At 69.2% G+C, this 26,156-nt stretch carries 24 protein-coding genes and 1 pseudogene; 9 read left to right on the top strand and 16 right to left on the bottom strand.

The features are described from left to right. Nucleotides 1-216: 216 nt before the first annotated feature. A complete protein-coding gene (locus AMK29_RS36280; RefSeq protein ID WP_143202969.1) occupies nt 217-654 on the bottom strand; it encodes a hypothetical protein in 438 nt (145 codons plus the stop codon). Nucleotides 655-1,208: 554 nt separating this feature from the next. On the opposite strand from AMK29_RS36280, the gene AMK29_RS32225 reads away from it, so the two are divergent. Continuing rightward, a complete protein-coding gene (locus AMK29_RS32225; protein ID WP_073819575.1) occupies nt 1,209-3,941 on the top strand; it encodes a DEAD/DEAH box helicase in 2,733 nt (910 codons plus the stop codon). 342 nt (nt 3,942-4,283) lie between these two features. Here AMK29_RS32225 and AMK29_RS32220 read toward each other — a convergent pair whose 3' ends face one another. After that, nucleotides 4,284-5,549: a PIN domain-containing protein gene (locus AMK29_RS32220; RefSeq protein ID WP_073819574.1), complete on the bottom strand. Its 1,266-nt coding sequence runs from the start codon at nt 5,547-5,549 to the stop codon at nt 4,284-4,286. Between the two features lie 735 nt (nt 5,550-6,284). Here AMK29_RS32220 and AMK29_RS38040 point away from each other — a divergent pair. After that, the gene (locus AMK29_RS38040; protein WP_443334091.1) at nt 6,285-6,494 is read left to right on the top strand and encodes a helicase associated domain-containing protein; all 210 of its coding nucleotides are present in this window, start codon (nt 6,285-6,287) and stop codon (nt 6,492-6,494) included. Nucleotides 6,495-6,542: 48 nt separating this feature from the next. Here the strand turns inward: AMK29_RS38040 and AMK29_RS32210 are convergent, their stop codons facing one another. The 3 genes from AMK29_RS32210 to AMK29_RS32200 form a co-directional block, all read right to left on the bottom strand. Continuing rightward, the gene (locus AMK29_RS32210; RefSeq protein WP_073819573.1) at nt 6,543-8,513 is read right to left on the bottom strand and encodes a hypothetical protein; all 1,971 of its coding nucleotides are present in this window, start codon (nt 8,511-8,513) and stop codon (nt 6,543-6,545) included. A 61-nt stretch (nt 8,514-8,574) separates the two neighbouring features. Beyond that, the gene (locus AMK29_RS32205) at nt 8,575-10,524 is read right to left on the bottom strand and encodes a hypothetical protein (protein ID WP_073819572.1); all 1,950 of its coding nucleotides are present in this window, start codon (nt 10,522-10,524) and stop codon (nt 8,575-8,577) included. Next, a complete protein-coding gene (locus tag AMK29_RS32200) occupies nt 10,521-11,207 on the bottom strand; it encodes a hypothetical protein (RefSeq protein ID WP_073819571.1) in 687 nt (228 codons plus the stop codon). The genes AMK29_RS32205 and AMK29_RS32200 overlap by 4 nt, the downstream gene beginning before the upstream one ends. Before the next feature lie 564 nt (nt 11,208-11,771). On the opposite strand from AMK29_RS32200, the gene AMK29_RS32195 reads away from it, so the two are divergent. Further along, entirely contained in the window at nt 11,772-12,026 is a 255-nt protein-coding gene (locus AMK29_RS32195) for a hypothetical protein (protein WP_241845793.1), read from the top strand. Nucleotides 12,027-12,341: 315 nt separating this feature from the next. Here the strand turns inward: AMK29_RS32195 and AMK29_RS32190 are convergent, their stop codons facing one another. The 5 genes from AMK29_RS32190 to AMK29_RS32170 form a co-directional block, all read right to left on the bottom strand. After that, on the bottom strand, nt 12,342-13,037 hold the full coding sequence (locus tag AMK29_RS32190; protein ID WP_073819570.1) for an HNH endonuclease family protein: 696 nt from the start codon (nt 13,035-13,037) through the stop codon (nt 12,342-12,344). Nucleotides 13,038-13,191: 154 nt separating this feature from the next. Continuing rightward, a complete protein-coding gene (locus tag AMK29_RS32185; RefSeq protein ID WP_073819569.1) occupies nt 13,192-13,725 on the bottom strand; it encodes a hypothetical protein in 534 nt (177 codons plus the stop codon). A 187-nt stretch (nt 13,726-13,912) separates the two neighbouring features. After that, on the bottom strand, nt 13,913-14,884 hold the full coding sequence (locus AMK29_RS32180) for a helix-turn-helix domain-containing protein (RefSeq protein WP_073819568.1): 972 nt from the start codon (nt 14,882-14,884) through the stop codon (nt 13,913-13,915). A gap of 15 nt (nt 14,885-14,899) precedes the next feature. Further along, nucleotides 14,900-15,115, bottom strand: coding sequence for a hypothetical protein (locus tag AMK29_RS32175; protein ID WP_143202968.1), 216 nt, complete (start codon nt 15,113-15,115; stop codon nt 14,900-14,902). Nucleotides 15,116-15,913: 798 nt separating this feature from the next. Then, nucleotides 15,914-16,171 (bottom strand): hypothetical protein, encoded by a 258-nt coding sequence (locus tag AMK29_RS32170; protein ID WP_073819566.1) that lies wholly within the window; start codon nt 16,169-16,171, stop codon nt 15,914-15,916. Between the two features lie 272 nt (nt 16,172-16,443). Here AMK29_RS32170 and AMK29_RS32165 point away from each other — a divergent pair, with 272 nt between their 5' ends. Then, nucleotides 16,444-16,839, top strand: a complete 396-nt coding sequence (locus AMK29_RS32165; RefSeq protein WP_073819565.1) for a hypothetical protein — start codon at nt 16,444-16,446, stop codon at nt 16,837-16,839. Nucleotides 16,840-17,235: 396 nt separating this feature from the next. Further along, nucleotides 17,236-17,613, top strand: coding sequence for a DUF6233 domain-containing protein (locus tag AMK29_RS32155; protein ID WP_241845792.1), 378 nt, complete (start codon nt 17,236-17,238; stop codon nt 17,611-17,613). Here AMK29_RS32155 and ku read toward each other — a convergent pair. Beyond that, nucleotides 17,610-18,536, bottom strand: coding sequence for a non-homologous end joining protein Ku (ku, locus tag AMK29_RS32150; protein ID WP_073819563.1), 927 nt, complete (start codon nt 18,534-18,536; stop codon nt 17,610-17,612). The two genes, AMK29_RS32155 and ku, sit on opposite strands and share 4 nt — an antisense overlap. A 604-nt stretch (nt 18,537-19,140) precedes the next feature. Between ku and AMK29_RS38035 the strand changes: the two genes are divergently transcribed. Continuing rightward, the gene (locus tag AMK29_RS38035) at nt 19,141-19,263 is read left to right on the top strand and encodes a hypothetical protein (RefSeq protein ID WP_443334086.1); all 123 of its coding nucleotides are present in this window, start codon (nt 19,141-19,143) and stop codon (nt 19,261-19,263) included. A gap of 171 nt (nt 19,264-19,434) precedes the next feature. On the opposite strand, the gene AMK29_RS32140 is transcribed toward AMK29_RS38035, so the two are convergent. Further along, the gene (locus tag AMK29_RS32140) at nt 19,435-20,481 is read right to left on the bottom strand and encodes a hypothetical protein (protein WP_073819562.1); all 1,047 of its coding nucleotides are present in this window, start codon (nt 20,479-20,481) and stop codon (nt 19,435-19,437) included. Nucleotides 20,482-21,001: 520 nt separating this feature from the next. Here AMK29_RS32140 and AMK29_RS37510 point away from each other — a divergent pair. Together AMK29_RS37510 and AMK29_RS36865 are read left to right on the top strand one after the other, a co-directional pair. Continuing rightward, nucleotides 21,002-21,625 (top strand): annotated as a pseudogene (locus AMK29_RS37510) (transposase); the annotation flags it as partial. A gap of 27 nt (nt 21,626-21,652) precedes the next feature. Next, the gene (locus tag AMK29_RS36865; protein WP_241845791.1) at nt 21,653-21,958 is read left to right on the top strand and encodes a hypothetical protein; all 306 of its coding nucleotides are present in this window, start codon (nt 21,653-21,655) and stop codon (nt 21,956-21,958) included. A 12-nt stretch (nt 21,959-21,970) separates the two neighbouring features. Here the strand turns inward: AMK29_RS36865 and AMK29_RS32130 are convergent, their stop codons facing one another. Then, on the bottom strand, nt 21,971-22,303 hold the full coding sequence (locus AMK29_RS32130) for a hypothetical protein (RefSeq protein ID WP_241845790.1): 333 nt from the start codon (nt 22,301-22,303) through the stop codon (nt 21,971-21,973). 563 nt (nt 22,304-22,866) lie between these two features. On the opposite strand from AMK29_RS32130, the gene AMK29_RS32125 reads away from it, so the two are divergent. Beyond that, nucleotides 22,867-23,334 (top strand): lamin tail domain-containing protein, encoded by a 468-nt coding sequence (locus AMK29_RS32125; RefSeq protein ID WP_073819561.1) that lies wholly within the window; start codon nt 22,867-22,869, stop codon nt 23,332-23,334. 201 nt (nt 23,335-23,535) lie between these two features. Here the strand turns inward: AMK29_RS32125 and AMK29_RS36900 are convergent, their stop codons facing one another. The 3 genes from AMK29_RS36900 to AMK29_RS32110 form a co-directional block, all read right to left on the bottom strand. Next, entirely contained in the window at nt 23,536-23,748 is a 213-nt protein-coding gene (locus tag AMK29_RS36900; protein WP_073819560.1) for a hypothetical protein, read from the bottom strand. A gap of 412 nt (nt 23,749-24,160) precedes the next feature. Further along, complete coding sequence (locus AMK29_RS32115; protein WP_241845789.1) at nt 24,161-25,246, bottom strand: integrase; 1,086 nt, start codon at nt 25,244-25,246, stop codon at nt 24,161-24,163. Further along, nucleotides 25,243-26,067, bottom strand: a complete 825-nt coding sequence (locus AMK29_RS32110; protein WP_073819559.1) for a hypothetical protein — start codon at nt 26,065-26,067, stop codon at nt 25,243-25,245. Before AMK29_RS32110 ends, AMK29_RS32115 begins: the two co-directional genes overlap by 4 nt. Between the last annotated feature and the right edge of the window lie 89 nt (nt 26,068-26,156).

Genomic DNA, 26,156 nt, shown 5'->3' with positions numbered 1-26,156 from the left:
CGGCTGCGCCTCCAGGACCGTTTGGGCCCGCTAGCGCGGGCCAGGCTGGCTACAAGGTGGGGTTCTCTGGGCTTGTGAGACTCAGGCGCTTGTGTGGGCGTGGGGTGACGGCTCGTCGGGCCGCGTGATGAGCCGGCTGGCGCCCTGGGGCGGCTTGGAGACGGCTTCGCCTTTCGCTTCAGCCGGCGGGTCCACTGGCCAGGAGGTGCGGGGCGGTCAGGTTTGACCGGCCTTGCCCTTGGTGTCCAGGTCCAAGGCTTCACCGCAGGCGCCGGGCCCTCCATGGCACTGCGGAACTTTCCCTTCAGGCTCTTCGACGGTGCTTCCTTCTCTTCCCGCGAATGCACGAGCTGAGCCGTGGTCACCCGTACACGGCATTCGCGGTGACGCTGTTTCACCAGCACCACCCATGACCCGTCCTGAGTGAGCAGGGCATGACGGGCAGGCTCGTTCTCCCGGGCGGGCGTGCCGGGCCAGGATGCCTGGCAGGAAGTGCAGCGCCGCGTCCTCGGCAGCCGCCACCGCCTCCGCGTGGTCCTGGCCGATGCGGTGCGTGCCCGCGAGCATCCATCGGTGCAGCTTCAGGTCGGTACCGTCAACGCGTTGGGTGGTTCGGGTGTCCTCTTCGATGAGGACATACCAGGCAGCGGTCATGGCCGGACCTTATCCGCTGGTGCGGGGCGGGGGGTGCCCCGGATTTTGATGCAGCATGTAGAGTTGGCAGAAGTACGTGACACCATGCGGGTCATTTGGTCATCCTGCCCATGTCCTCCAACGCATCTGAGGAGGGTCGCATTGTCCGGATTCGACAGCTTCATCGATGGAATAGTTTCCGAAATACACGCAGTCTGCATACACCGGCCGCGTGGCGTACCAGCAGAGCGCGATCAGCGAGGCGAGCACTAGCGCGGAGACAAGGTGCCTCCATGTATGGGGCCCTGAGACAGGATGAATCATGCGGGTGAGCATACGACCGGATGTGAAGTACCCCTACCTCGGGGGCTGTCCTGGCTGTCCTGTGGAGGAGACCGTGGCCTGCCGCAGATGAGGCCGCTCCCTGAGGCCCGGGCTCCTGCCCGCTGCGGCAGGAGCCGGAGGGCCGGTGCACGACGCAGTCCGCCCATCTGAATTCTCGGCGTGCCCTCCGGCCGGCCTTTCACGTCGGCCTGGAACTCAAGCGACCATATCGATAAAGGGAAGGGCGGAAAATGTTCGGGGTCCAGCTCAGGGAACACCAGGTCGACCAAAAGACGAGTTTCCGCAAATGGGCTGGATTTCCCGCAAGATCACCTGTCCCCCCGGAGGGGGCACGGGGCACGATCGTGTCAGCGACGGGCTCAGGCAAGACGATCACCGCCGCCGCGTGCGCGCTCGAGTGCTTCCCGGGCGGCCGGATCCTCGTGATGGTGCCGACCCTGGACCTGCTGGTGCAGACCGCCGAGGCGTGGCGCCTGGTGGGCCACCGAGCCCCGATGGTCGCGGTGTGCTCGCTGGAGAACGACGCGGTGCTGAACTCGCTGGGGGTGCGCACCACCACCAACCCCATCCAGCTGGCGCTGTGGGCGGGGGCAGGGCCTGTGGTCGTGTTCGCTACGTACGCCTCTCTCGTGGACCGCGAGGACGTCGACGCACCCGAGGGCCAGCGGAAGGTTCGCGGGCCGTTGGAGGCCGCGCTGGTGGGCGGGGAGCGGCTCTATGGCCAGCGCATGGACGGCTTCGACCTCGCCATCGTGGATGAGGCCCATGGCACCGCTGGTGATCTTGGTCGGCCGTGGGCGGCGATCCACGACAACGCCCGGATCCCGGCGGCCTTCCGGCTCTACCTGACCGCGACCCCGCGCATCCTCGCCGCTCCCCGGCCGCAGAAGGGCGCGGATGGCCAAGGGGTGGAGCTCGCGACCATGGCCGACGACCCGAACGGGACCTACGGCGCATGGCTCGCCGAGCTCGGACTCTCGGAGGCGATCGAGCGGGAGATCCTCGCCGGGTTCGAGATCGACGTGCTGGAGATCCGCGACCCCTCCCCCGTCCTCGGGGAGACCGAGGAGGCGCGGCGCGGCCGGCGCCTGGCGCTGCTGCAGACCGCGCTCCTGGAGCACGCCGCCGCGTACAACCTGCGTACGGTCATGACGTTCCACCAGAAGGTGGAGGAAGCCGCGGCGTTCGCGGAGAAGCTGCCCGAGACCGCTGCCGCGCTGTACATGAACGACGCCTCGGACGAGGACCTGGCGAAGGCGGAGAGGCTGCCCGCGTCGTCGATCAACGCGGAGTTCTACGAGCTGGAGGCCGGGCGCCACGTCCCGCCGGACCGGGTCTGGTCGGCGTGGCTGTGCGGCGACCACCTCGTGTCCGAGCGCCGCGAGGTGCTGCGCCAGTTCGCAGGCGGCATCGACGCCGCCGGGCGGCGCGTGCACCGGGCGTTCCTCGCCAGCGTTCGCGTGCTCGGGGAGGGCGTCGACATCACCGGCGAACGGGGAGTCGAGGCCGTCTGCTTCGCCGACACCCGCGGCTCCCAGGTGGAGATCGTGCAGAACATCGGCCGCGCCCTCCGGCCCAACAAGGACGGCTCGACCAAGGTGGCCAGGATCATCGTGCCGGTGTTCCTGGAGCCCGGCGAGGACCCCACCGACATGGTCGCCAGCGCCTCGTTCCGCCCCCTTGTAGCGGTCCTCCAGGGCCTGCGCTCGCATGACGAGCGCCTGGTCGAGCAGCTCGCCTCCCGCGCGCTCACGAGCGGCAAGCGCAAGGTGCACGTCCGGCGGGACGAGGACGGGCGGATCGTCGGGACCGCCAGCGGCGCGGGCGGCGGCGAGGACCAGGAGGACGACGGCGCCGGCGCTGCTGCCGAGTCGGCGCTGCTGCACTTCTCCAGCCCGCGCGACCCGGCCACCATCGCCGCGTTCCTGCGCACCCGCGTCTACCGGCCGGAGTCGCTGGTGTGGCTGGAGGGCTACCAGGCCCTGCTGCGGTGGCGGGCGGAGAACGAGATCACCGGCGTCTACGCCGTGCCCTACGACGTTGAGGTCGAGGTGGGGGTCACGAAGGATTTCCCGCTTGGGCGATGGGTGCATCAGCAGCGGAAGGCGCTGCGGGCGGGTGAGCTTCAGGAGCGGCGCAAGACGCTGCTGGACGCGCCGGAGGCCGGGATGGTGTGGGAGCCGGGTGAGGAGGCGTGGGAGAACAAGCTCGCCGCGCTGCGGTCCTACCGGCGGGCCATGGGGCACCTCGCGCCGCGTCAGGACGCGGTGTGGGGCGAGGGTGAGGCGATGGTGCCGGTCGGGCAGCACATGGCGAACCTGCGCCGGAAGGGCGGTCTGGGGAAGGACGCGGAGCGGGCAGCCGTGCGTGCGCAGCAGCTGGCCGCGGTCGATGAGGACTGGGACTGCCCGTGGCCGCTGGACTGGCAACGCCACTACCGCGTCCTCGCGGACCTGGTCGACGCCGACGGCGTCCTGCCGGCCATCGAACCCGGGGTGCTGTTCGAGGGCGACGACCTGGGCAAGTGGCTGGAGCGGCAGAAGAACCCCGGCACCTGGGCGCAGCTGTCGACCGAGCAGCAGCAGCGACTGTGGAAGCTGGGCGTACAACCCGACCAAGCCCCGGCACCCGCCCCCGCAGCCGCGCGCACGACAAAGGCTTCGAGGAAGGCGCAGCAGGCGTTCCAGCGGGGCCTGGCCGCCCTGGCGCAGTGGGTGGAGAAGGAGGGCCAGCGGGCCGTCCCGCGCGGCGCGGTCGTTGAGATCGAGGTCGACGGCGAGGCGGAGCCGGTGACTGTGAAGCTGGGCGTATGGATTTCGAACACGAAATCCAGGAGGGACCGGCTGGACGCCGACCAGCTCGCCGCCCTCGCGAAGCTAGGCATGGACTGGGCAAAGCCGGTGACGATCCCCCAGGCCGCCCCGGCGCAGTCCGCCGCCGTGCAGGCCGCGTCAACGTGCTGATTCTCGTTTCGCTGTACTGGGCATTCTCACGAGGGGTCTGTCGCCGCCTCACCACGTGTCCAGGACATACCACTCAGGTCCGTATTCCCTGGACACCAGAACGAGAAAACACTCAAGCGCTGAAGTGAGAGTCAGCACTCGGCTACGGCCCGGCCGTGGCCGCCGCCCTGGCCCGCCGCGCCCCCGTGCGTCCGGCGAGCGACACCGCAGCGACATCCCCCGCGGAGTACGGGGCGAGGCCGTCAGCTAGGACAGAGGCGGGCCCCCGGGGTAGACGCATTTCTCGGGGGCCCGCAAGAGCCCGAACGCTTTGCCCGTGCGCCCGCCAGCCTGACCCCGGTATCAGTCCTCGTCCGACTCGTCTTCCTCAGACTGCCCGTCAACCTGTTCGAGCTGGAACGAAGAGAGCTCCCGGGGGACGAGCGACGGCAGTACCGCCGGGTACTGCGACAGGTCCGCGTCGGCGCCCTGCTGCAACAGCGGGAACGCGAGCAGCATCCCCGTCAGCAGCTCGACCCATGTCGCCTTGCGGCCTTCGGCTGCGGCGACCTCCTGGACACGCTGCATGTACTCCCAGGTGTTCAAGAGCGGCGGCCAGTCGACGGTCAAAGCATCCTCGACGGGCACTGCCGGCCAGGACGCCATGATCCTCGGTGTCGGCTCGTCCCCTTCCGCCACCGGAAACAGGATGCGCGTCTCCCACAAGCATGCGCCCTGCTGGAGCGACGACGTGGTCATGGCCAAGCCAACGAACTCCCAGCGCGCGGTCGTCACGATCCAGCTGTGGGTGCCGAGCTTGTAAGCCGCGCTGTCCCGTACGTCGAGGAGCTGCACCCGGACGTCGTCGGGGAATGCCCACCAGCGGGCCGCCATCGCGTCACCCTCGCGGGTCCTGACCTCGAAGGCGTTGGGCCTGGACCGCCAGGTCTTACGAGCTCGGCGGGCGACATAGTCCGTGTGGAACCTGAGCAGGGCGTGAACGTACCCCTCCTCGGCGTACTGCTTCGGGGCGACGGTCTCCAGCAGCTCGCCCAGGTTCGTCAGGTGAACGAAGCGATCGCCGAGACCCTCGACGTCGCTGTCCATCGGCGCCGGGTAGCCGGTGCCGCCCTTCGTGAAGTCCTTATGGTTCTCGCTCACGAAGTAGACCGTTTCGTCGGGGTGCTCCCGGGCGTACTCCACGGCCGTGAGCCAGATCGCGACGTCCCGGGCGCCGACCTTCACCTGCTTGTCGCCGTCGCCCTTCGTGCCGGCAGGGGGAAGAACGTTGGCCTCCCGATAGAGGCCCTCGAGGGCGGCGTCGCCTCTCGTCGGGAGCACCTGCAGGAAGTCGTACTTCCTCCGCCACATCTGCCGCACGCCCTCCGCGTCCGGCTCCTCGAGCTTCGGCTCCGTCCGAGAGCTCTTGTGCCCGAGCTGTCGCAGCGCACGGGCCGCCGCGCGGTGCGCCTCGAGGTAATCGATGGCCTTCTGCGCCGCGAGCTCCTCTACGGCCATCGAGGGAGCGCTGACGCGCTCCGTACCTGTCGCCACGATGGCGCGGAGGACCTCCACGTCGCTGCCGTCGAGGCGCATGCCCCGTATGACGCACGTGTCCAGAATGATCATGCCGTTGCCCTAGCTCTCGCGATGTGTAGAGCAACGACTAACACCCGGGCCAGCCCGTGCGCAGCCGAGTTGACAGATCATGGCTGTAGAGCTCTGTCGGCATCCCGCAGCATCAAGGTGCAGGCGGGCGGGGTGCCGGGCTCGTCGTAGCGGAAGCGAGAGAGCCAGGTTCCGCCGGCCTTCTGCTCGGGCGGAGCCTGCTCCTGCTCCTGGGGCCGGGCATGCCGCTGTGGTTGCGGCGGCCGTCACGCGGCGAGTGCAGTACGGCCTCGTTCCAGGGCCGTCTCCCAGTGAACCTGGATCCGGACCGACGACAGGCCCCGCTCCTGCTCCGCCGCGACGGCCGCGCTCAGCAGTTCCTCACCCGCGCCTGCAGTGCTGTCGCTTGTGCGGTCAGGTCGCCAGGCTTGCGGTCGACCGCGACCGCGAGAGCTGCGGCCCGTTCGGTAAGCGTCCTGTGATGGGTCACCGCCAGGGGGGACTGTAAATCGTTTCGATTGACAGACCCCAGCAGCTGTCCGAGGGCCTGCCGGTTGAGTCATCGGCCGGGGCGCTGTCTGACGAGCGGCGCGAGCAGCTCGGCGAGGACCTCGGGCGGTGGGTGCGCTCGGTCCGGCACGGGTGGGACCACCTGACGACCGTGCAGCAGTGAATGCGTGAGCAGGTCCTCGGGATCACACCCGCGACCGAGGACGAGAAGCCGCACCCGCCTCGTACGCAGGCCGACAGTGGGCACTGAACAACGAGGCCACCCGCCAGTTCTTCGAGCGCGAGGGGCACCTGCGGGTGCCGAGGAAGCACGTCGAACGGATCGTCGTCGGCGAGGACCAGGCGGAGCGGGAGCTCCGGCTCGGGGCGTGGATCGGGAACCAGCGCAGCCGGGCCGCGACGCTGTCGCCGGAGCGGGTGGAGCAGCTGTCCGCGATCGGGATGCGCTGGGCATAGTTGGATCGGTCGCCGCCATTCGAGAGGGCTCTCAGGCCCGCATCATTTTTACTGAGCTGGGGCCGGCGTGGTCATGTCGTAAGGAGATGTTCTGTTTCCCGGGACGCGGACAACGACAGCCCACCGGTCTCGTTGTTCTGGAACTGGTGACGGAATGTGGTCTGCCCACATGTCGTCGCGGATGTTGGGGATCCAGCTTGGTTTGGGTGTCAGGTCGAGGACGACCAGCATGCCCAAGGTGATGCCACCGGCCTGATAGGCGACTGTCTGGCCGAGGTAGCGCCTTAGTCCCTGGCGCGTGGTTCTACCTTTTGTGCGCTTGCATTCGATGACGGTGTTAAAGCCGGGGAAGCGGACTTCGATGTCGGCGCGACCTCCACTACGGTCGGTGACTTCGATGTCGGCGTCCTGCAGGTTGCCGTCCAGGTAGTCGTGGAGGTCTTCCTGGACTGTTTCCTCCAGGGGAAGCTTCTCGCCGGGCGCGGGGGCGAAGAGGTAGGCGAAGCGCGGTGTGTGGTGGGCGCGGGCGCGATTGGTCCTGCTGTGCAGGAAGCGGATGGACTGGACGACCAGGTGGGTGAAGTGCTGCCGGACGGTGGGGTGCTGGAAGTCGTCGCATCCCTGCAGGACGGCGATGATGTCGTTGTGGATGTGCTGCTGGGCGATCGGCAGCTTTCTGACCAGGGCGGCTTCCCAGTCCGCGTAGCTGGCCTGGAGGCTGGTGAGCATGTGCGTGGGCAGGCTGGCGAGGAGCTGGCTACCGAGTTCGGCGGCCAGCTCTGGGTAGGAGGCCGCCGCTGCGGCTTTTCCCGGGGCTCCTGGTTGCGCCTGGGGGGCGTCGGCTTGTAGACGGTCGTCGATGGCTTGGAGAAGTTGATGGGCAGCGTGAGCATCCCAGTCATCGGGGGCATCGGCGACCATCCCCCGTAGGTGCAGCAGTAGGCCTTGGCGGCTGGCAAAAGCCTTCTCGATGCGCGGGGCGACCAGGACTTGGAGGCCCGGCGCGGCTTCGGCTGGCTGAAGACGGACGCTGCGGTGCGCGGTGTAGGCGGTGAGAACGTGCTGGATGGTCTGGTTAGGCCAGGCGGTCAGAGGTTGGTCCAGGTGGGCATCGGCATGTTCAAGGCTGCAGCTGAGGGTGTACCAGGCAGTTTCGGTGTCGTAGCGGCCGGCGCGCCAGTGAGTGCGGGTGCCGGTCAACCACACGGCGTGTTCAGTGAGAGAGCGGCGCAGCTGGCCGGTGGCGGCGGCCAGGGTTGTGGTGTCGCCGGTGTCGAATGCGAGAACGGCGTCGAGAGCGGCGAGGAAGGCGGTGGCGTCGGGGCGGTCCTCGTCGGCGTCGATGGCTTGCTGAAGAAGTCCGCGAGCGGTGTCGAAGGCGTCCAGCAGGGTGGCGCGGTCGGGGGCATTGGCTGCGTCGGCGAGGTGGCACATGGCGAGCTCGTAGGCGGCGTCGCCGTGGACGGTGCTGCGAGAAAAGCGCTGCAGCGCGATGAGGAGGTCGCTGTCTCGCCATTGCTCGTAGGCGGTGCCCAGGGCACGGACGACGCGACGGGCGTACGCGCCGGGAGCCGCTATGGCGTCGGGGTCGACGAGGCGGTCCAAGAGTCCGTAACGCTTGGTAGTTCCCGGAAGAGCGAGGCGCAGGGCGGCTTCGAGGAAGATGCCAGCGAGTTCGGCTTCCAGGGGGGTGCTGTGGTGACGGCTGCGTTCGAGGGCGAGGGTGTTGAGCTGGGCACTCGCGCGTTGGAGGTAGCCGGGGTGCTCGACGAGCTGGTCGAGGAGGTCGTCGGCGGCCGCAGGGCTGGTGGTCGTGGTCAGGGCCTGCGTGACGAAGGTGGCTGCCTGGTCGGGATAGTGGAGGGTGTCCCATTCGACCAGAAGTGTCTCAGCGGCTCGGAACCACAGTGGTGAGGCGGCCAGGGTATGGGCCTGCTGCCAGAAGGTGTCCTCGCCGCCGAGGTCAGTGAGAGTAGGTGGATCGCCGTCCTGGGCAAGGAGTATCTCGAGTGGGGTCACGGAGGGTGGCCTTTCTCGATGGACGGGCGGTGATGGACGGTCGGTTAGCTTAACGAGCTGGCTACCACACGGGGGCGCCCGGTCCCGCGACGCGCAGGCGGTCGGCAGGAATAGCCGCAGTGGCCAGGTCACGTTTGGCCGTGGCCGTGATGACTTGCAGACCGGCTGTCTCCTCGCAGATGTCCTTGAGCTGGCTGAGGACTTCCGCCACGTCGACGTCGATGGTCTCCTGTGCGCCAGCGGAGTCGAGCAGGAGCAGGCCGGGATGGCGGCCCACGCCGGTTTCCTTGCCGACGCGCAGCAGCGCGAGCAGGGTGGCGATGCGGAGGCGCACCTGTTCGCCAGGTGTGACGGCCGTGAAGGTGGTCTTGCTACCACCCTTGGTGACCTCGAGTTTGCCGTTGCCCAGCAGCTTGATGGCCTGAAGTTCCTTCATGCCGAGCCGAATGCCTAGGCGGCAGATCTCCTCACTCACGGCACCCAACAGTGCGGTCGAGGCGTCCTTGGCACGCTTGTCGGCTTCCTTCGCCGCCGCCTCCAGTACCTGTTCCTCTGCCGACATCCCGTCCGGCCGGCGGGCATGCTGATTCGCCGCCTGCCGCTCGGCGAGTTTGCCTTCGAGACGGGCGACTTCCAGGTGGGCACGCAGTGCGGACTCGCGAGGCATGGCTGCTTGGGCTGCGGCCAGATCGGCGCGGGTTTGCGCGAGGGCCGCCTCAATGCCAGCGGCGGTCTTGGCAGCCTGCTGGGCCACGGTCTTAGCGTGGGAGTGGGCCTTCTTGAGGGTGTCGACGGTGGCGGCCAGCTCATCGGCTGCGGACGGGTCAGCGGGTATTTCCGCCGGGGCGGACCCGCAGATGCGGCAGTGCGTCTCGTCCAAACCAGCGTGGGGTAGCTGGTCCAGGGTGGTGGAGCAGCGCGGGCAGCAGGTTGGTTTCAGTGCGCCGAAGAAGCGCTGAGCGACCGCGGTCTCCCGTAGGTCTCGCAGACGGGCTTGGTCCAGGACGAGGGTTTCGTGGATCTCTTCCTCGGCCTGGCGGGTCTGGTGCATCTGCTGTACGGCTTCGGTGTGCTGGGCGATCAGTTCGGTCAGGCGGGCGCCAGCCTGCTCAACCGCTTCGGCGGCGTCCTCCAGGCTCGGCGCCGCCGCGATCTGAGCAGCTCGCTGGCGGGCCTGGTCAAGCTGCTCTTCCAGATCTTGCAGGGTCGATCCACGGGCGGTGAGGTCCTGCTGGGCGCGCCGGCGCTGGCCTCGCAGGGACTGCTGCACCAGGTCGAGGGCTGCTTTGGCATCACGGCGGGTCGTCGTCCATGGCAGGCCGACGAACATCTGCAGCAGGCTCACCATCGTGCCGCCGCCTGCTGTTTCTCCCAACAAAGCGTCGCTCTCGCGGTTGCGGCACAGCAGCGCGTGGCTGAAGGCCGGCCAGGACGTCACCACGACCTGGCCGTCTCGGCTATCGGAGTCGGCGCCGGAGCGGGCGGGGGTGTCCTTGCGCCAGCCGCGCAGAAACTCCAACCCCAGCCGGTCCATCATGAAGGCACCCATTACCGACGCGAATTCCGTCTCATCGGCGAAGGACGTGACGTGTTGCTGGACGCCGACGGCCAGGGTTCCAGTCAGCTGGCCGCCGGTGTTGTCGACGCGCACCGTGAACGCCTCGCCGTCGACTTGGGCATCCAGACGGACATGGTGGATCCAGTTCCTCACGTCGGCCTGGAGAGCGCCGGTACCGCGCAGGCACCACCAGATGATCTCCAGGACGCTGCTCTTGCCGCGCAAGTTATCCGCCGTCACGCCCCACAGGCCCGGTTCCAGGTCCCAGGAGAAGTTGACTGTGCCGGTGGACTTGCCGCTCTTCTCCCCGGTGAACGCCAGACGCTTGATCAGTAGCTGATGCGGCCGAGGCAGAACACCACTCTCCCGCACTCCGTGCCGCGCCAGGGTCTCTCCCGCCTGCTCGCTGTCGATGCCAGCCCGGCGGGCCACTGTCTCGACGAAGTCACTCATCCGCCCGCTCCCACCCTCTGCTTCATGACCTGCGCGAGCCGCTCACGCACCCGGTCGGTGATACCGCTGATGCTCGCCTTCCACACCGTGCGCTCGTACTCGGCCTGCGCGTACTGCAGAGCCTTCAGCTGGCTGCCGCTGCTATGCCCCGCCACCGCCAGCACCACCACGGCCCGCTCGTCGTACCAGGCCAGATCTGCGGCAGCGGTCCGCAACTCGACTGCCATCTCCCGGCCCGGCGGCAACAGGTAGTAGTCCCACCGGTCCACCTTCGCCGGCGGCTCGCCCACCGGCACGATGTCGATCAAACCGTGCGCGTACAAAAGGCCCAAGGCATCGTCCAGTGCCTCCCACGCGCCGAATCGCCAGCGCACCATCGGATAGCGAGAGATCTCCGGCTCGTCACCCTGCAGTAGGGCGTCGGCTCGCTCCAGCGCCAACGCGGTGTCGTCGAGTTTCCCTGCCTCGACCTGGTTGAGTAGCTCATCGGCCAGGTAGTCGGGATTCCGCAGCCAGAAATCCAACGCCTGCAGCCGCTTCTGCCCCCGGACCACCGCGACCGCTCCCTGCGGCTCATCATTTACCTGGTCACCCCCGCACGGTGCACCGCAGCGATCCAGCAGGAACAGCAGCCGCACCGCATCCTGCGCGCGCGACGCCCGGCGCACCCCGGTATCCGCCACCTGATCTTCCCCTCCCCAGCCCCCGCTGGACGCAAGATCCCACAAGTAGCACACAACGACAGCTCTGTGTAACCGCTCAAACACCGCCACCCGGTCAGAGCACGAGTGGCCGGAAGGTTGCCGAATCCCTTACTGGCAGTCGACTCGCTAGACCACCTTCGACAGCGCAAGGCCCGGACCAGGCGTCCGGGCCTTCGTCGTACCCCGGGACCTTTCCTCCCGGTCGCTGCTGTCCGGGTCCCGGCCTCCGGCCCTACGGGGTGAAGGAGCCGTGCCCGCCAGGACGAGACGCAAGCACCTGAGTCCTGCCACTGTCCCGCCCGCCATGTCGAACTCACGCCGGAGGCAATACCGATGACCACCCGCCAGACACCCGGGGCAACACCCGCGCCGATCGCCGCTACGCTGAACACGCCCGCCCTGGGCTGGGCCGAAGCCCCGCAGGGACGCTCTCCAGAGAGCCGCAGCAGGACCGCCGACCGCGAGGCGCGCGCCACCCCCACGCGGACGACACCACCACAGGTGTTCGCCGTCTCTGTTCCTCCGCCTCGTAGGAGACTCCCGATGCCTCGGGACCCGCACCCGCACTCCCCCATACCCGGCCGGCCCGAACCGCCCGGCCCTGCCAGCGCAGGGACGCCGTCGGAGACCCCGCTGTTGTCGGTGCACGCCGCCGTGGTGTTCCTGGCGGCTGTCATCATCGGCCTCGTCATGGGCAGCCTCATGTTCCTCCACGACAAGTCCGTGCCCTCAGCTGTCGCGGCGGGCCTGGTGGCCGCTGGGGGCAGCGTTCCCCTGCTGCACAAGCTGATCGGCTGACCGGCGGTGGGACCGGGTGCCCATGCTGCACCCGGCCCCACCGCATCCGTCAGGCGGCGTGGAACTGGTGGGCGGGGCCGCCGCGCCACTCCCTCCACTGCGCGTCGTCCCAGACGGTCGTCACCCGCACCAGGGCCGGGTCACTCCTCCGCGTGGCGGAACCGCTCCTCCGAGGGACAAGGGCAGCAGCGGCGCCCCGCCAGGCCGCTACGTGAGCCGTGGGAGGTCGGGCCGACTGGTCGTTGGTACGCCTCCCACGTGCCGCCCGTACCCGGTGACCCCGGTCGCGGGCGGCACGATGCGTTCGGCGGAGTCCTACGGGGCCGGGGTGTAGTGGACGACAGTGGCCTCGCACGGGCCGCCGGCGTAGACGTTGATGGCATCGATCTCACTCTGGTCGGCGGCCAGGCCCCAGCGGAGCTTGGTCGCCGTCCACTCGGCGAGGTAGCGGCAGGTCGCGCCCGGGGCCGGCGGCATCCACGTCGCCGGGTCCTGGTCCGCCTTCTGACGGTTCGTCCGCGCGGTCACCGCGACCAGGCTGCTGGCCGCGTCCTGGTCGTTGGCGTACGCCTCACGCCGCTTCGCGTCCCAAGCAGAGGCGCCGGAGTCCCAGGCCTCGGCAAGCGGGACCATGTGGTCGATGTCGAGCTTGCCCGGGTCGGTGACCTCCTGCTCGTCGTAGTACGACAGCCACTCCCCCTCGCCCAGCTTGCAACCCGCCGCGACCGACGGTGCCTCACTCGCCTCGGCGAGAAGAACCTCAGAGCGGGTGTTACAGCCGTCCGCGGGGTCCAGCCCGGTGTTCCAGTGCCGGAACTTGTCCCGGGTGTACCCGGCGCGGCTCTCCTCGGCGACCGGGATCTGACCGATCGCGTAGCTGAGCGGGAACGTCTGCGCCGCGGCCATGGCAGGCGCGGAGGCATGGGTTGAGGCCGGGACGGCGAGCGGAGTCAGGGCAAGGGAGAGCGCGGCGAGGCCGCGAGCCATGTTCTTGATCACGAGAGCTGGCATACCGGCCTGTGTCAGTGCCCGGCCACCACCTTCTCGCCTGCCTCGCCCGGGTGGGCGAGCAGGTTCACCGGAGAAACGTTCAGGTCCGCCTAGGCACAGACAAGGCGTAGGACGTCTATCTCCCTATTCCCGCGCCACCCTGGCCGAGTCCTCGTCAGCTGGATGTCTGGCGCCGAAGGAAGCGCCTCTCCTTGCGCTTGCGCAGGATCTGATACCAACGGGCGTTGTAGGAGAGTTCCTCTCGGCAGGCGTCCAAGAAGATCTTCTGGGCGGTGACGAGCGCTTCGGCCTGGAGCTGGAATCGAGCCTTCCTCTTCTCGTTCATGTTCAGGTCGCCGACGGCCGTGACGAGGTTCTCCGCAGCGTCGATGACCTGGACGCTGCCGCACAGGCGTACGCCGTTGAGCGCGCTGATCAGTTCGCTGCTGATCTCCCACATCGTGGGCATCTGTGCGACGAGCAGCTTGTTCGCGGACCATCCGGCTTCACGGCGCAGGTTGGAGAACTGGTACTGGTAGGCGAAGGCACGGGTGGAGGCGTCCAGAAGTCGGCGGTAAGCGCCCGCCCGGTCCTCCTTGCTGCCGAGCCGGGGAACACCAGCGGGCTGGTAGCGGCTTATCAGGGCGCTGAGCGGGCTGACAGCGGTCTTGATGCCTGCGGTGGCGACGCTGGAGGTGATCGGTTCCATGCCTGGTTCTACCACCCGGTGCGGCGCCGGGCGGCGGGTCGACGGAGGTCGGCCAAGGAGGGGTTCTGGTTGTCGCCCACGGCAACAAGCGCCGCCCCCGCAAGGCCTAGGGCGGAGGAAGAGGCGGCCTGGGGGCGGGGTTCGCCTGCCCCCCTCTACTCTGCACGCCGACGTGTCTCGGGGGCGGTCACCCCGGCAGGAGCAAGCCGCGGTGGCCGGGCACCGGTGGGGTGTAGCGGCGGGGGTCCCGGATGGGCAGCCCTGAGCCGGTGTGGCCGGCGGGGGGCAGGGGGGGCTGGGGGCCGCGGGCGTACTTGCGGCGGTTGTTCGCCGGGTGAAGAGAGGGTGGGCTGATCTGCAGGGCCATGATGTCCTCCGTCATCGCTAGGGTGTAGAAGTTCATAAGGCCGGCGGCGTGTGGCTGAACAAACGTGTCGATGGGCCAGGGCGGGCGGGTCGGGGCCGCCGGCCGCCCGCCTGGTCCGACCGCGCCCGGTAGATCTGAGCGCGCTGGGGGACGGCTGGGCTGCCGGGGCAGGACTGGGGCGTGCGGGCCCGACCCGCCGACCACTCGGTCCCACGCCTTTCCCCAGTCCTCGACCTTGCGGCGCGACAGCCCCATCGCCTCCGCGAAAGCGATGATGTGGTGACGGGTGGGCACAGCATCGCCTCTGAGTACCGCGCCGAGGCTGCTCTTGGGCAGCCGGGGCCTTCCGTCGGGGGTCAGGCCGGCCCGCTTCTGCAGCTCCGCGAGTGAAGGCTGGCCGTCCCTGGCCCGGAGCTGCACCATGGCGCGGCGTAGTTGGCCCTCGGTCTCGATGACCTTGGGGTGGGACAGGGCCCGGCCGAGTTTGTCGGCCAGGTCCTGGAATTCGTCGTCTCCCTGCCGGCGCTGGGCGTAGCGGGCGGCTTTCCACAGTCGCCGGGCCTCGGCCGGCTCGGCGTTGCAGGCGCGGGCGTAGGCTTCGACGACTTGGCGAGTGGGCACGGACTGCCCGCTGGCCGCTCGTGAGAACACGGACGCGGTGTATTCGTGGTTGATGCGCCTGACCATGACCGCGTAGGTGATTCCCTCGCGGTCGCGCTGGGCCCGGAGCCACAGCGCCAGCGCTTCTAACTGGCGGGTACCGGCGGCAACGGCGTTCTCACCCCGTCCCATGATGAAGCGTCGCTTCTACTGTGCCGGCCCGGCGCCCCGGGCGCCGGAGCGCATCAGGCCAAGGACGACAGCCGCCGTGCCGCCGAGCAGCTCGGCGATGCCGAACATCGGCAGTCCGGCGATGGTGAGCACGGCCGCCAGGACCATGACGACGACCACGATGACGATCTCGCCGCCGGTCAGAGGGCGGCTGCGGGGGCTGGGCATCCCGGCCGATTCGATAGAGCGCATGAGGTACTCCCCTTGTTGTCGGTCAGCATCAGTCGCGCCTCCAGGAGGACGCGCGACTGATGCGGCTGCACCAAAACGGAGTCCGGCAGGGCTTCCAGACCCTGAACGCCGGACCTGTCGGATCTTCTCACCAGTAATCCGGCGATCACAATCCGTTCGCGTCTCGCACGCGCAGTTGATTCGCAACCGACTAGGCGGCACCGCCGCACGGGGCCGAACTTATGGCCGGGGGAGAGGCCCCGAAAATGAGAATGCCTGCTCAGGCGGCATAAACCTGCGGAGTTGATTCAATTCCGGCCAGAGAGACGTTGCCTAGACGGCATGGCGGTGACACTCTCGGAGAGCGCCGTCCCGGGCCTTGCCCGGGATCCCCTGGCGTTGTGGCTGCACCACGAAACAGGGATCGGGCAGGTCGCGTCTTCCAGCGCGCAAGCCCACGACGAGGGTGGCGCATCCTCCGGGATGCGACCACCCTCCGCTCGAGCAACGCCTGACCGCGCCGTCGGTCCACCTCCGGATGCCCCGCCGGGCCGGCCCAGAGGCGAACTGATGCCCCCCTCGTCACCTGCGCCGCACGGCTGTCACTCATCCGCGTGCCGGAACCCCTCCAACGAAGGACGCGCCGCACAGCGCAGTCCCGCCGGGCGACTACCGTGCCGCATGGGAGGTAGGGCCGACTGGTCGTTGATCCGCTTCCCTAGCGCCCCCGTACCCAGCGATCCCCGGGTACGGGGGCGCAATGCGTTCTGGGGGCGCTGAAGAGCGACGAGAGCCGCCGTACGGGCGTGGCCGAGGTGGTCACCAGGTGGGTGGGAAGACGCGGTTGTGCCACTCGTGCGGGGGCTCGATGCCGTCCCAGCCGATGACGGCGCGGCCGGGCTCGATCTCGACCGCGTCGTCGGGGGCGCCGGGGTGGGCGTGGGTGAGGTGTTCGCGGGCGGCGGCGTGCAGGGAGTCCGCGGGGGTGTCCAGGGCGGTGGCCGGGCCGGTGCGCCAGCACAGGGAGCAGCGGGGCTGGAGGTATGCGGCGTGGTCGAGAGCGAAGAGGGAAGTCACCTGGGTTCAACGAGCCAGGGGGCCGTCGGGGCATCGGCTCCCGGCGGACGGGCTCTTGCGGCGTTCTGAGGGCGGTGCGCGCCGTGTCTGGACCCCGTGGGGTGTGGAGCGCGGGAGGCCGGGTGACGGCCGTGCGTCGCCTGTCTGGGGGCGAGGGGGGCCGGTGGGGCGGAGTGTCGCCGTGGGTCTGGTTCGGGGGCGCTGGAGGGTGGTCGCGGTCGGGTGTGTGTGGTGGCTGGCTTCCAGAAATCGAACAGAGGTACGTTTCTGGGGTGAGCGACAACGGCACCGCGAAGAAGGACCCCTACGGCTTCCCCGAGGATCTGAAGAGCCTCCAGGCCAGGCTTCATCAGGCCCGCGCCGAGTACCAGGCGCTGTGCCGGGCCCTGCCGTGGTCGGTGGAGCCCCTGCCCGGCTGGCCCGGCACCGTTCACCCGCATACCGGCGAGGTGAGCGGCGGGCGTGAGCCGTCCCCCGGCTACACCCCGGAGCAGGCCGCCGAGGAAAAGCGCCTGTGGGACCTCGTACGCGAACTGTCCATCGCGGTCTCCACACACCCGTACTGGAGCAAGCCGGAACGCGGCCCCGAACTGATCGCGGCCAGGATGGCGCTCAAGAGCCACGAGGACGTCATGGCCGCCGTCACGGGCGTGGCCGAGGCGGCGTGAGCGGGTGCCCGCCATGGAGATGCCGATAGCCGACCGGCTGGAGAAGCAGCGGACGCTGCGNCCATCAGGCCCGCGCCGAGTACCAGGCCTTGTGCCGTGCCCTGCCCTGGTCGGTGGAGCCCCTGCCCGGCTGGCCCGGCACCGTGCACCCGCATACCGGCGAGGTGGCCGGCGGGCGTGAGCCGTCCCCCGGCTACACCCCGGAGCAGGCCGCCGAGGAAAAGCGGCTGTGGGACCTCGTGCGGGAGTTGTCGGTCGCGGTCTCCACACACGCGTACTGGAGCAAGCCGGAACGCGGCCCCGAGCTGATCGCGGCCAGGATGGCGCTCAAGAGCCACGAGGACGTCATGGCCGCCGTCACGGGCGTGGCCGAGGCGGCGTGAGCGGGTGCCCGCCATGGAGATGCCGATAGCCGACCGGCTGGAGAAGCAGCGGACGCTGCGGGACTGGCTCCGGTGGCAACTGGACCAGGCCGACCGGACGATCCGGGAGCTGGAAGCCCAGCAGGAGCAGGAGCGCCGGCGCCGGGAGGTCGCCCGCCGGGAGATGTCGTGGAAGGTGCTGCCGTCCCGCGCGGTCGAAGGGCATCCGGTGCTGCATCGCGGGAACTGCTCGATCGCCAAGAACATGCCCAGCCTCCTCAGCAAGGAGGAGGTACGGATGACGTTCGAGGAGTTCCCCGGGCTGGAGATGTGCGAACTGTGCGCCCCCTGGGGAAGCCTCGGAATCGACAAGCCTCCAGCACGTCAGGGGCGCTCGGGCGGGAAGCCCTAGGAGGCGCGCTTTCGGGCGGTCTTCTTCGCCGTGGTCTTCTTGGCGGCCGTCTTCTTCGCGGGCGTCTTCTTGGCCGCCGCCTTCTTCTTCGGCGTGGGCATCTCGTGCACCGTCGCCTCACCCCCGCCCGTCTCGCCCCGGCGTTCGCGGGCGTCGGCCACCGATGCCTCAAGCGCGGCCATCAGGTCGACCACCTGCCCGGCCGGCGCCGCCTCAGCCTCGACGGGCTTCGGTGCCCGGTGCTCGGCTTTCGCCGCGATCACCTCGTGGAACGCCTCGGTGTAGTGGTCGGTGACATCCAGCTCGGTGATCGAGTCGACGGTCATCGTGTCCAAGAGTGCGAGCGCGCTCGCGATCTCCTCCTCGGTGAGCGCGGTCTCGGGCGGGGTGACCTCGTCGGAGGAACGGATCTCATCTCCCCAGTGCAGCCCGGACAGCAGCAGCGCGTCGCCCATGGGGCGGAGCAGGCCCAGGCGCTCACGGCCCCGCAACGCGTACTTCGCGACCGCCACCTTCTCGTTGCGCTCCAGCGCCTTCCGCAGCAGGACGTACGGTTTCGCGGCTACCTGGCCGTCGGCGGACAGATAGTAGGAGCCGGCGCCGAACTGCACCGGATCGACCGAGGACCGGTCGACGAACGCCACGATCTCGATCGCCTTCGCGGTGGGCAGCGGCATGTCCGCCAGGTCCTGGTCCGTGATCGGGATGACGTGGTCCTTGCTGACCTCGTATCCCTTGCCGATCTCGTCCTCGCGCAGCTCCCGGTCATCGATCGAGCACGTTTTGCGGTACCGGACGCGGCCCCCGTCCTCCACGTGGATCTGCCGCAGCGACACGTCATGCCGCTCGACGGCAGCCTCCAACTTGCACGGGACCGTGACCAGCCCGAACGACACCGCTCCGGACCACAGTGGACGGGGCATCCGCACTCCTCCAGGACCCCCCTGGACGTGCCCCCAGGCTAGGCAGACCCGGCCCGTGATCGCACGCCCCCAGTGCTACTCGGTGACGCGGTTGCGGAGGTGGGCCCGGCGGCGGCATCGGCTTCAAGGATGGGCGCCGCCGGGCCTGTGCAGGATCACACGAGGCACTGACACCGGGGCGCAGGCGGGACAGGCTGCGTCGCGTCGTCTTCGTGTGCGAAGAATGGCCTGACGCGCGAAGAAAGGTGCAGAACGGCTGTTACTGGGGCCGGTCACGCTGATGGCGGAGTGCGCAGGGTGGCGCAGCCGATCGTGCGCCGACGTGCGGTAGGGCTTGTGGTTGATCACTGAACGGGTGGGACCCTACCGGGATCACTGAAGGCGGTTTCCACAGGAGCCAGGCCGTACGGGAAGAGACGCGGCCGGTGACGGCACGACGAAGTCGGCGAGGCGGACGAGGCGCGGCAGTCCGTAGGCGCGCTGTGGGCTCGCGCTCGCCGGGTTGTGACCTGCGGTGATGAGGTCGGTGGTGAGTGACGGCCCGAGGGTGGTAAGTACGCGGAGTCCCGTCGCTTGGTCGTCGGCGGCCGGAGCCGGCGGCGACGTGGCCTGCGACGCCGACAAGCTGGAGTGCCTGGTACCGGTGGTCGAGTACCGGGAGCATGGCTACAGCCTCACCCAGAACTGGATTGTCACCAGCCTCGCCTCGCTCAAGACGCCGCGCTGAGCATGGACTCCCTCCAGTGGCAGACGAACTTCCCTGCCCTGGCCGGCACCGTCCACGGCAAGAGGCCCCGGCGCTGCCGGGGGCCTCTTGCCGTTCTCCGTCCGGTTGGCAGGAGGTGCCGCTGCTGATGGCCTGTCTTCACTGCGGCCGCCCTGCGCCGACGCGCGGCTTCTACCCGCCGAAGACCGCGGTGTACGCCTGCTGGCCTTGCTGCAGGGTCGTGGTCAGGGCGGCCGACGCGACCCCGATCTCGGTCAGTCGTCCCATAACGGTGTCGTACGCCGCGCGGACGCGTCCGGGCTGGGCGGTCTCGCTGCTGGCTTCCTCATCGAGGACTTCAGCGTCGCGGATGAGCTCGGCCTGCTGCACAGGATCGAGGCCGTAGGTCGGGGCGAGCTGCTGGACCAGGGCTGCGAACTCGCGCATGACTCCGGGGTTGAAGGCGTGGTTGTGGTTGTGCTGCTCGACTTTGCCCTGGGATCCGGCGACGACGTTGGTGCCGGTGATGCTGTAGTAGTCGCCGGGGTGGGTTCGGTTGAGGTAGTCGCTCACGGTTGCTCCAGACAGTACGCAGTCGATGCCATCAATGGTGATGGCTACGGTCTTGGGCTCGGTGCCGGTGTCTTCGACGAGCCCGGGGTGGATGAGGCGTGCCAGGGCGTAGTGCAGCTCGGCGACGGAGAGCTCGCCGCCGGCGTAGTGCGATTCGACGGTGTTCAGGAAGTCGACCGGGTCGACGGGGCGCTGATCGTGTGCAGTGGCGTACAACCAGCGCAGGAAGGCGTCGGTGGCGTAGCGGTGCCGGGCGGCGGGTGAGCTGCGCAGTCGGGCGAGGCGTCGCAGTTCTACTCGTCCGTCGGCGGTCACCATGTGGGAGTCGGGCGAGCCGAAGGAACCCATGGCATCGACCAGGCCGTCCCGCTCCAGTTCGGCTGCCAGGACCGCAACGTCTTCCAGAGGCGTGCCCGAGTACTCGGCGTAGTCGGCCTGTTCCCCGAACCGGCTGTCGGGCAACTCACCCAGCCACATCAGGTAGCGAACCAGCTGCGGGTCCTGCTCGATGCCTACACCCGCACCGGAGGTTCCGGCCGAGGGAGTGAATCCCCTGCTGGCCAGAGGCACGGTAATCGGGTACTTCTTGAAGGCCCGCTCGTACGCCTTGTTGATCTCCTTCACGTGCTTCTCGATCGCACGCTGATCGATCTTGTTGCTGGCCATTTCGTCCCCTTCACCACGTACTGGCTGAAGCGTAGTGAACGGTACTGACATTGATGCTGCTACTTAGGTTCCGGTGGTCGTGGCTCGGGCACTGACTGACGCCCTGCTGGGTTGTCCTCAAGCTGTTCTGTCCGACCACCGGAACCTGTTCTCATGGCTCCGGCCGGGCGGAACATGACCTGATAGGAGCCTGGCCGGAAGCCTCCTCAATGTCCTGTCTGCGCCCCCGGCCGGTGCCGCCACCGACTGGAAGGCGTCATCGGCATGACATCAGCGGTCGCAGCGGACACCGCGGACCAGTACATTTTCGGCGGGGTCGACTCCCATGCCGACACCCTCCACGTCGCGGTCATCAGCGACAACGGCGGTCATCTCGCGGACGCCGAGTTCACTACGACCGCCGCGGGATACGCGGCGGCTCTGGCATTCCTGAACGCGCACGGCCAGGTAACGCTGTCGGCGTGGAAGGCACTTCGTCCTACGGAGCCGGCTTCACCAGGCCGCCCGCTCACACGGGCACCTGGTCGTCGAGGTCAACCGGCCCGACCGGGCCGAACGCCGCCGCATCGGCAAGTCCGACCCCATCGACGCCTACGCCGCCGCTCGCGCGGCCCTGTCAGGACGGGCCTCCAGCACACCCAAAGACGCCACCGTCGCCGGCATACGTGCCCTGCACAACGCCGCCCGCTCCGCCGTCAAGGCACGCACCGCCGCCCTGAACCAGATCACCCACATCCTCTTCACCGCGCCCGAGACCATCCGCGCCAGATTCAGGCACCTGAACGGGACGGACCGCACCGATGTCCTGACCCGGCTGCGGCCGGCCGGTGACGCGCTCCACGTCGCCGTCCTCTCCGCACTCAAGAGCCTCGCCCGGCGCGTCAAGGAACTGACCGCCGAGCACGAAGAGCTGATCAAGGCCCTGGACCGTGAGGTCACCGCCCACAACCCCGGCCTGAGGGCTGCCTACGGGGTTGGTCCCGACACCGCCGCCCAGCTGCTGGTCACGGCGGGTGGCAATCCCGAGCGCATGCGGACGGAGGCTTCCTTCGCCGCTCTGTGCGGAGCTGCACCGGTTCCCGCCTCCAGCGGCAAAACCAACGGGCACCGTCTCTCGCGCGGCGGTGACCGGGGCGCCAACGCGGCCCTTTACCACATTGCTCTGGTCCGCATGGCCGGCGACACCCGCACCCGGGAGTACGTCGCTCGTCAGACTGCCGCCGGCCGGACGAAGAAGGAGATCATCCGGCTCCTAAAGCGGGCCATCGTCCGGGAGATGTTCCGCTGCCTGACCACCACGGTCACCGTCCACGCCATCGCGGACCTGCGGCCCCTGCGGCAGTCCAAGAACATCACGCTCACCGCTGCCGCCCGCCACTTCGGACTCTGGCCGACCTCCATCTCCAGCCTCGAACGCGGCCTTCGCCGCGACGACGAACTCGCCAGCACCTACCGGGACTGGCTCAACGCCGCTTGATCACACGCGAGGTCATACAGCGTCCGGCACGTTCGGCCACCGCCGACCGTCAGCGGAGACACCCACCGGCCGACCGGCACGAACGAAGTCGCCGTACTCGTCCTGGACGACGCCCTCGTTGACCCACCGGCCCCGCTCGGCTCCAGCGCGCTGCTCGGCGACGTCCAGCGCGGCCAGCGGGTCCCCAGCCATGCCCAAAAGCCGACCGAACTCGCCGGCTTCGTCGTCTGGATCGAACGGCGGAAACTCGCCCAGGTCCAAGAAACTCTCGCTGCCGACGTCCTCGACCGCGTGGAGATAGACCTCAAACGGCCCCCTCGTCGCACGAACCTCGACATAGCGCACACCAGGGCGCTCTCCCGAGCCACACGGCCCAAGGAACTGCTCGACCGACCGGCCCCGCCGCAAGGCCCCAAGAATGAACGACTCCGCCAAGTACCGCACCCGGCAACAATACGGCTCACCCGAGCCTCAAGGCTTGACGATCAATAGGAGCATCACCGAGGCGCAGGGCGGGGCGGGCTCCCCGTCGTCTTCGTGTGCGAAGGATGGCCTGACGCGCGAAGAAAGGTGCAGAACGGCTGTTACTGGGGCTGGTCACGCTGATGGCGGAGTGCGCGGGGTGGCGCGGCCGATGGTGCGCCGACGTGCGGAAGGGCTTGTGGTTGATCGCTGAACGGGTGGGTGTAGTTGTCAGTGAATGTCAGGGCCACGTCGCTGCGTATCCGTGTCCGATACAGCCGTCAGTTACGGAAATGCCCGTATCCGGTAACAGGGCCCGGGCGGTATTCCGGCTGGGCCGGCGGGGCTGCAGAGTTCGGGTCCTCGGCCCACACCGGACCGGGACCCGCACCGCCCTCACCAGCCGTATCGGCTGGTGAGGCAGAGTTTTTGAGGAGACATCACCCATGTCTGCTTCTTCGACCGCCCGCCGTATCGCCGCGACCGTCCTCGCGGCCGGCGCCATGGTGTCCATCGTCGCCCTTCCGGCCTCCGCCCACGACGGCGACCGCCACCGGACACCGAAGGTGGAGATCAGCCGCGTCCAGGCCGACAGCCCCGGACGCGACAACCGCACCAACCGGTCGCTGAACGCCGAGTGGGTCGAGATCACCAACAACACCCGCCACGGCATCAACCTCGACGGCTGGACCCTCAAGGACGAGGACGGCCACCGCTACCGCTTCAACGACGTCCGCCTCGCCGGCCGCTCCACCATCCGCATCCACACCGGCGAAGGCCGAGACACCCGCACCGACCTCTTCCAGGACCGCCGCAACTACATCTGGGACAACCACTCCGACACCGCGACCCTCCGCGACGACCGCGGCCGCACCATCGACACCGAGTCCTGGGGCCGCCACCACCACCGCTGACCCCACCCCGCCCGTGCCCCGGCCTCCCGCGCGTCCACCGCGGAGCCGGGGCACCGGCATGCTGCCGGCCGGGATGCGCCAGAGGCGGGCTGCCTCGGCCCCGACATCCTGCGGCCGGGGCAGCCCGCCGTTCCTTGATCGAGGCGGCGACGGCGTCCGCCATGCCCCGCAGCCCCGAGCGGCAGCGGGGACTGCGCGAGATCAGTCGGCCTCGAGGGCGTGGCCGTGGGCAACTGCCTGGAGGAGTTCTGGCCTAAGGATGTTGTAGACCCGGTTCGCACGCCCCTTGCCAGTGGAGGCGAGGATTCCGTTCTTCCGCAGGACGCTCATGTTCTTCTCCACCGAGGTGAGCTGCGCCCCCGGGGAGGTCGTCCTGCTGCTCCTTGGCTCACTTGCGCCCGCCAGCAGGTCCACCGAGCTGGAGCTGGAGTCCCGCGACGGCTTCCACTCCCTGATCGTGGCTTGCGGCGGCCGCCGCTTCGAGATGGTCCTCTCCCAGGACGACTACCTCACCGAGCTGTGCCGGATCCCGGGCTGCGAGTCCGGGCCGGTCTCGGCGCATTCGATCCCCTACTGCGCCTACCGGCACCTCGCCGAGCGTCCCGAGGACGAGCTCGTCGAGATGGCCACGGCGTGGGGGAACGCCCAGCGCGCACGGGGCCGAAGGTGCCGCCGCAGGACGGCCGTAGCTGCACGTCAGCCCTGGTTGGCCCTGTCAGACCTAACGCATCTAACAGGGGGTCCGGCCGGTGAGGGCTGCGGACACGCGTCCGCCCCGGCCGGACCGCTGGGTCTAACGGGTCCGACCGAGGCGGGGATGGCCGCGTCAGGCGAGACCGGCGGAAGCGTTGTCGTCCCAGCCGTCGTCGCGCTGCATGTAGCCGAGCATCGAGCGCGAGTGGCGGGCCCAGCCGCCCTGGTCGGCGATGGCGATGCCGTCGCGGCCCGCACGGCGGGCGACGGAGGCAAGGCCGATGCGCAGGGAGTGCCCGGTCCAGGCGATCGGCACCCCGGCCCTCATCGAGATGCGCTTGATAGCGCGGGTGACGGATTCGGGCACCATGCCGCCGCCGGTGACGTGGCCCCACCGGTCGATGCTGACGAACGCCGGCGTCGACGGGTCGGCCCACTGCGGGCCGTGCTCGGCGACCAGCCGAGTGCGGTAGACGGTCCAGGCCCGCACCGGGCAGATCTCGGGATCGTCGGCGTAGCGGATCTTGGCGTTGCGGACCGAGTGCTTGGTCTTGCCGGTGAGCACGGCGACGACCAGGCCGCGCGGGTGCAGGATGACGTCGCCGGTCAGCAGTCCGGCCGGGTCCTGGGAGCGGCTGGCGTAGTGGAAGCCGGTGAGCACCAGGGCCTTGTCGCGGTCGCCGGTGAGGGTGTCGGGGCAGGCGCGGGCGACAGCCCGCAGTCCGTCGATGTCGGCGCCGGCCGCCTGGCCGCGGCCGCGCCGTTCCCCGGCCTGCAGGAGCTTGACCGCCAGACCCGCCAAGGCGGCGCGGGCCCCGGCCTGGTCGTCACCGGAGACCTTCACGCCTCGCTCGCGCAGTCCGACCACGGCGGCCGCCAGGTGGGTGGAGGCCGAGGTGGCCGCGTATCCCTGGCCGTTCTGCTGGCCCTCGCGCAGCATCCATGCCACGAACGCCACCAGCGCGCCCCGGCTGCCCTCCAGCTGCGGCAGGCTGGCGGCGGCGCAGAACCGTTCCCACACCCGCCAGCTCTTGCCGTAGGTATCGACGGTGTTGTCCGGGGTGATCTCGGCGGCGACCGCGTCGGCCAGGTCCTCGGCTTCGGCCAGGCGCCGGGCGGCGTCGACGCCGTGGCGTTCGGCCCACCGCACGATGAGCGCCTGACGCTCGGCGGCGGCCGGGTCCGTCGGCGAGGGCAGGAGGCCCAGTTCGGCCGTCACGGTCGGTCCAGCAGGGAGAAGTCAAGACCGACGATGACGTCCTCCACGGTGGCGTCGTCCCGGCCGGCCATGTGGTCGCGAAGGACGTCCCAGAACTCGGGCCAGTCCTCGCACAGGGGGCGGACGATCACGCCTTCGGGGATCTCGTCCCCGAACCATTCGGTGTCGATGTAGGCGAGGCCGGCCGCTTCCAGTTCCCTGACGAGCTCGTACACCGTCGCCCTGTCCCGCCCGATACGGCGGGCCGCTTCCGGAGCATCGATTACAGTGGGCCGGGAGATCACGACGGCCAGCAGGCCGCGGGCGGGCTTGGTCACCTCGCGGAGCCGGTCGGCGAATTCGTTGACGCAGGGGACGAAGTACTCTCGATCCTCTTCTTCGAAGTTGGGCTCGACCCGCTGCAGGTCGACGCAGGGGATGACCGTGTTCTCCCGAGTCAGGTCGCTGATCTCGTCCTCGGCCGCGGCCACCGCCTTCCGGTAGCGCCCCTCGTGCTCCCGCTTCATCTGCTGCAGGAACTCCACGCTGTACCGCTTGCTGCTGCGCGGATCGTCGATGCGCTGGTGGTGGTTGGCGCACAGCAGTACGAGGTTCTCGTCCGCCCGAAGCTCCTCCTTGCTCAGGGCAGGGTCGTGGCGTGCGCTTCCGGGTTCGGCGCCCCGGATGTGGGCCATCTCCCCGACCCATCCACCGTCCTCGTTCATCAGCCGCACGGAACAGGTCTTCCAGGCGCACTCGTTGCCGCTGAACAGCAGGAGGTCGCGTCTCGTGTCGGCGCGCGGCGCCAGACGGTTCTTCTCGGTTCTGCCCGCAGTCGGCATCGGCCGCCCCACCCCTTGTGCTGAGCCGTCGAAATACACGGTTTGTCGCGTCGGATAAGGGGAGCTTATCCGACGCGATACCGCCCGCC

Source organism: Streptomyces sp. CB02261 (assembly GCF_001905665.1).
GTDB lineage: Bacteria > Actinomycetota > Actinomycetes > Streptomycetales > Streptomycetaceae > Streptomyces.
This window is presented reverse-complemented; position numbering and strand designations above follow the sequence as displayed.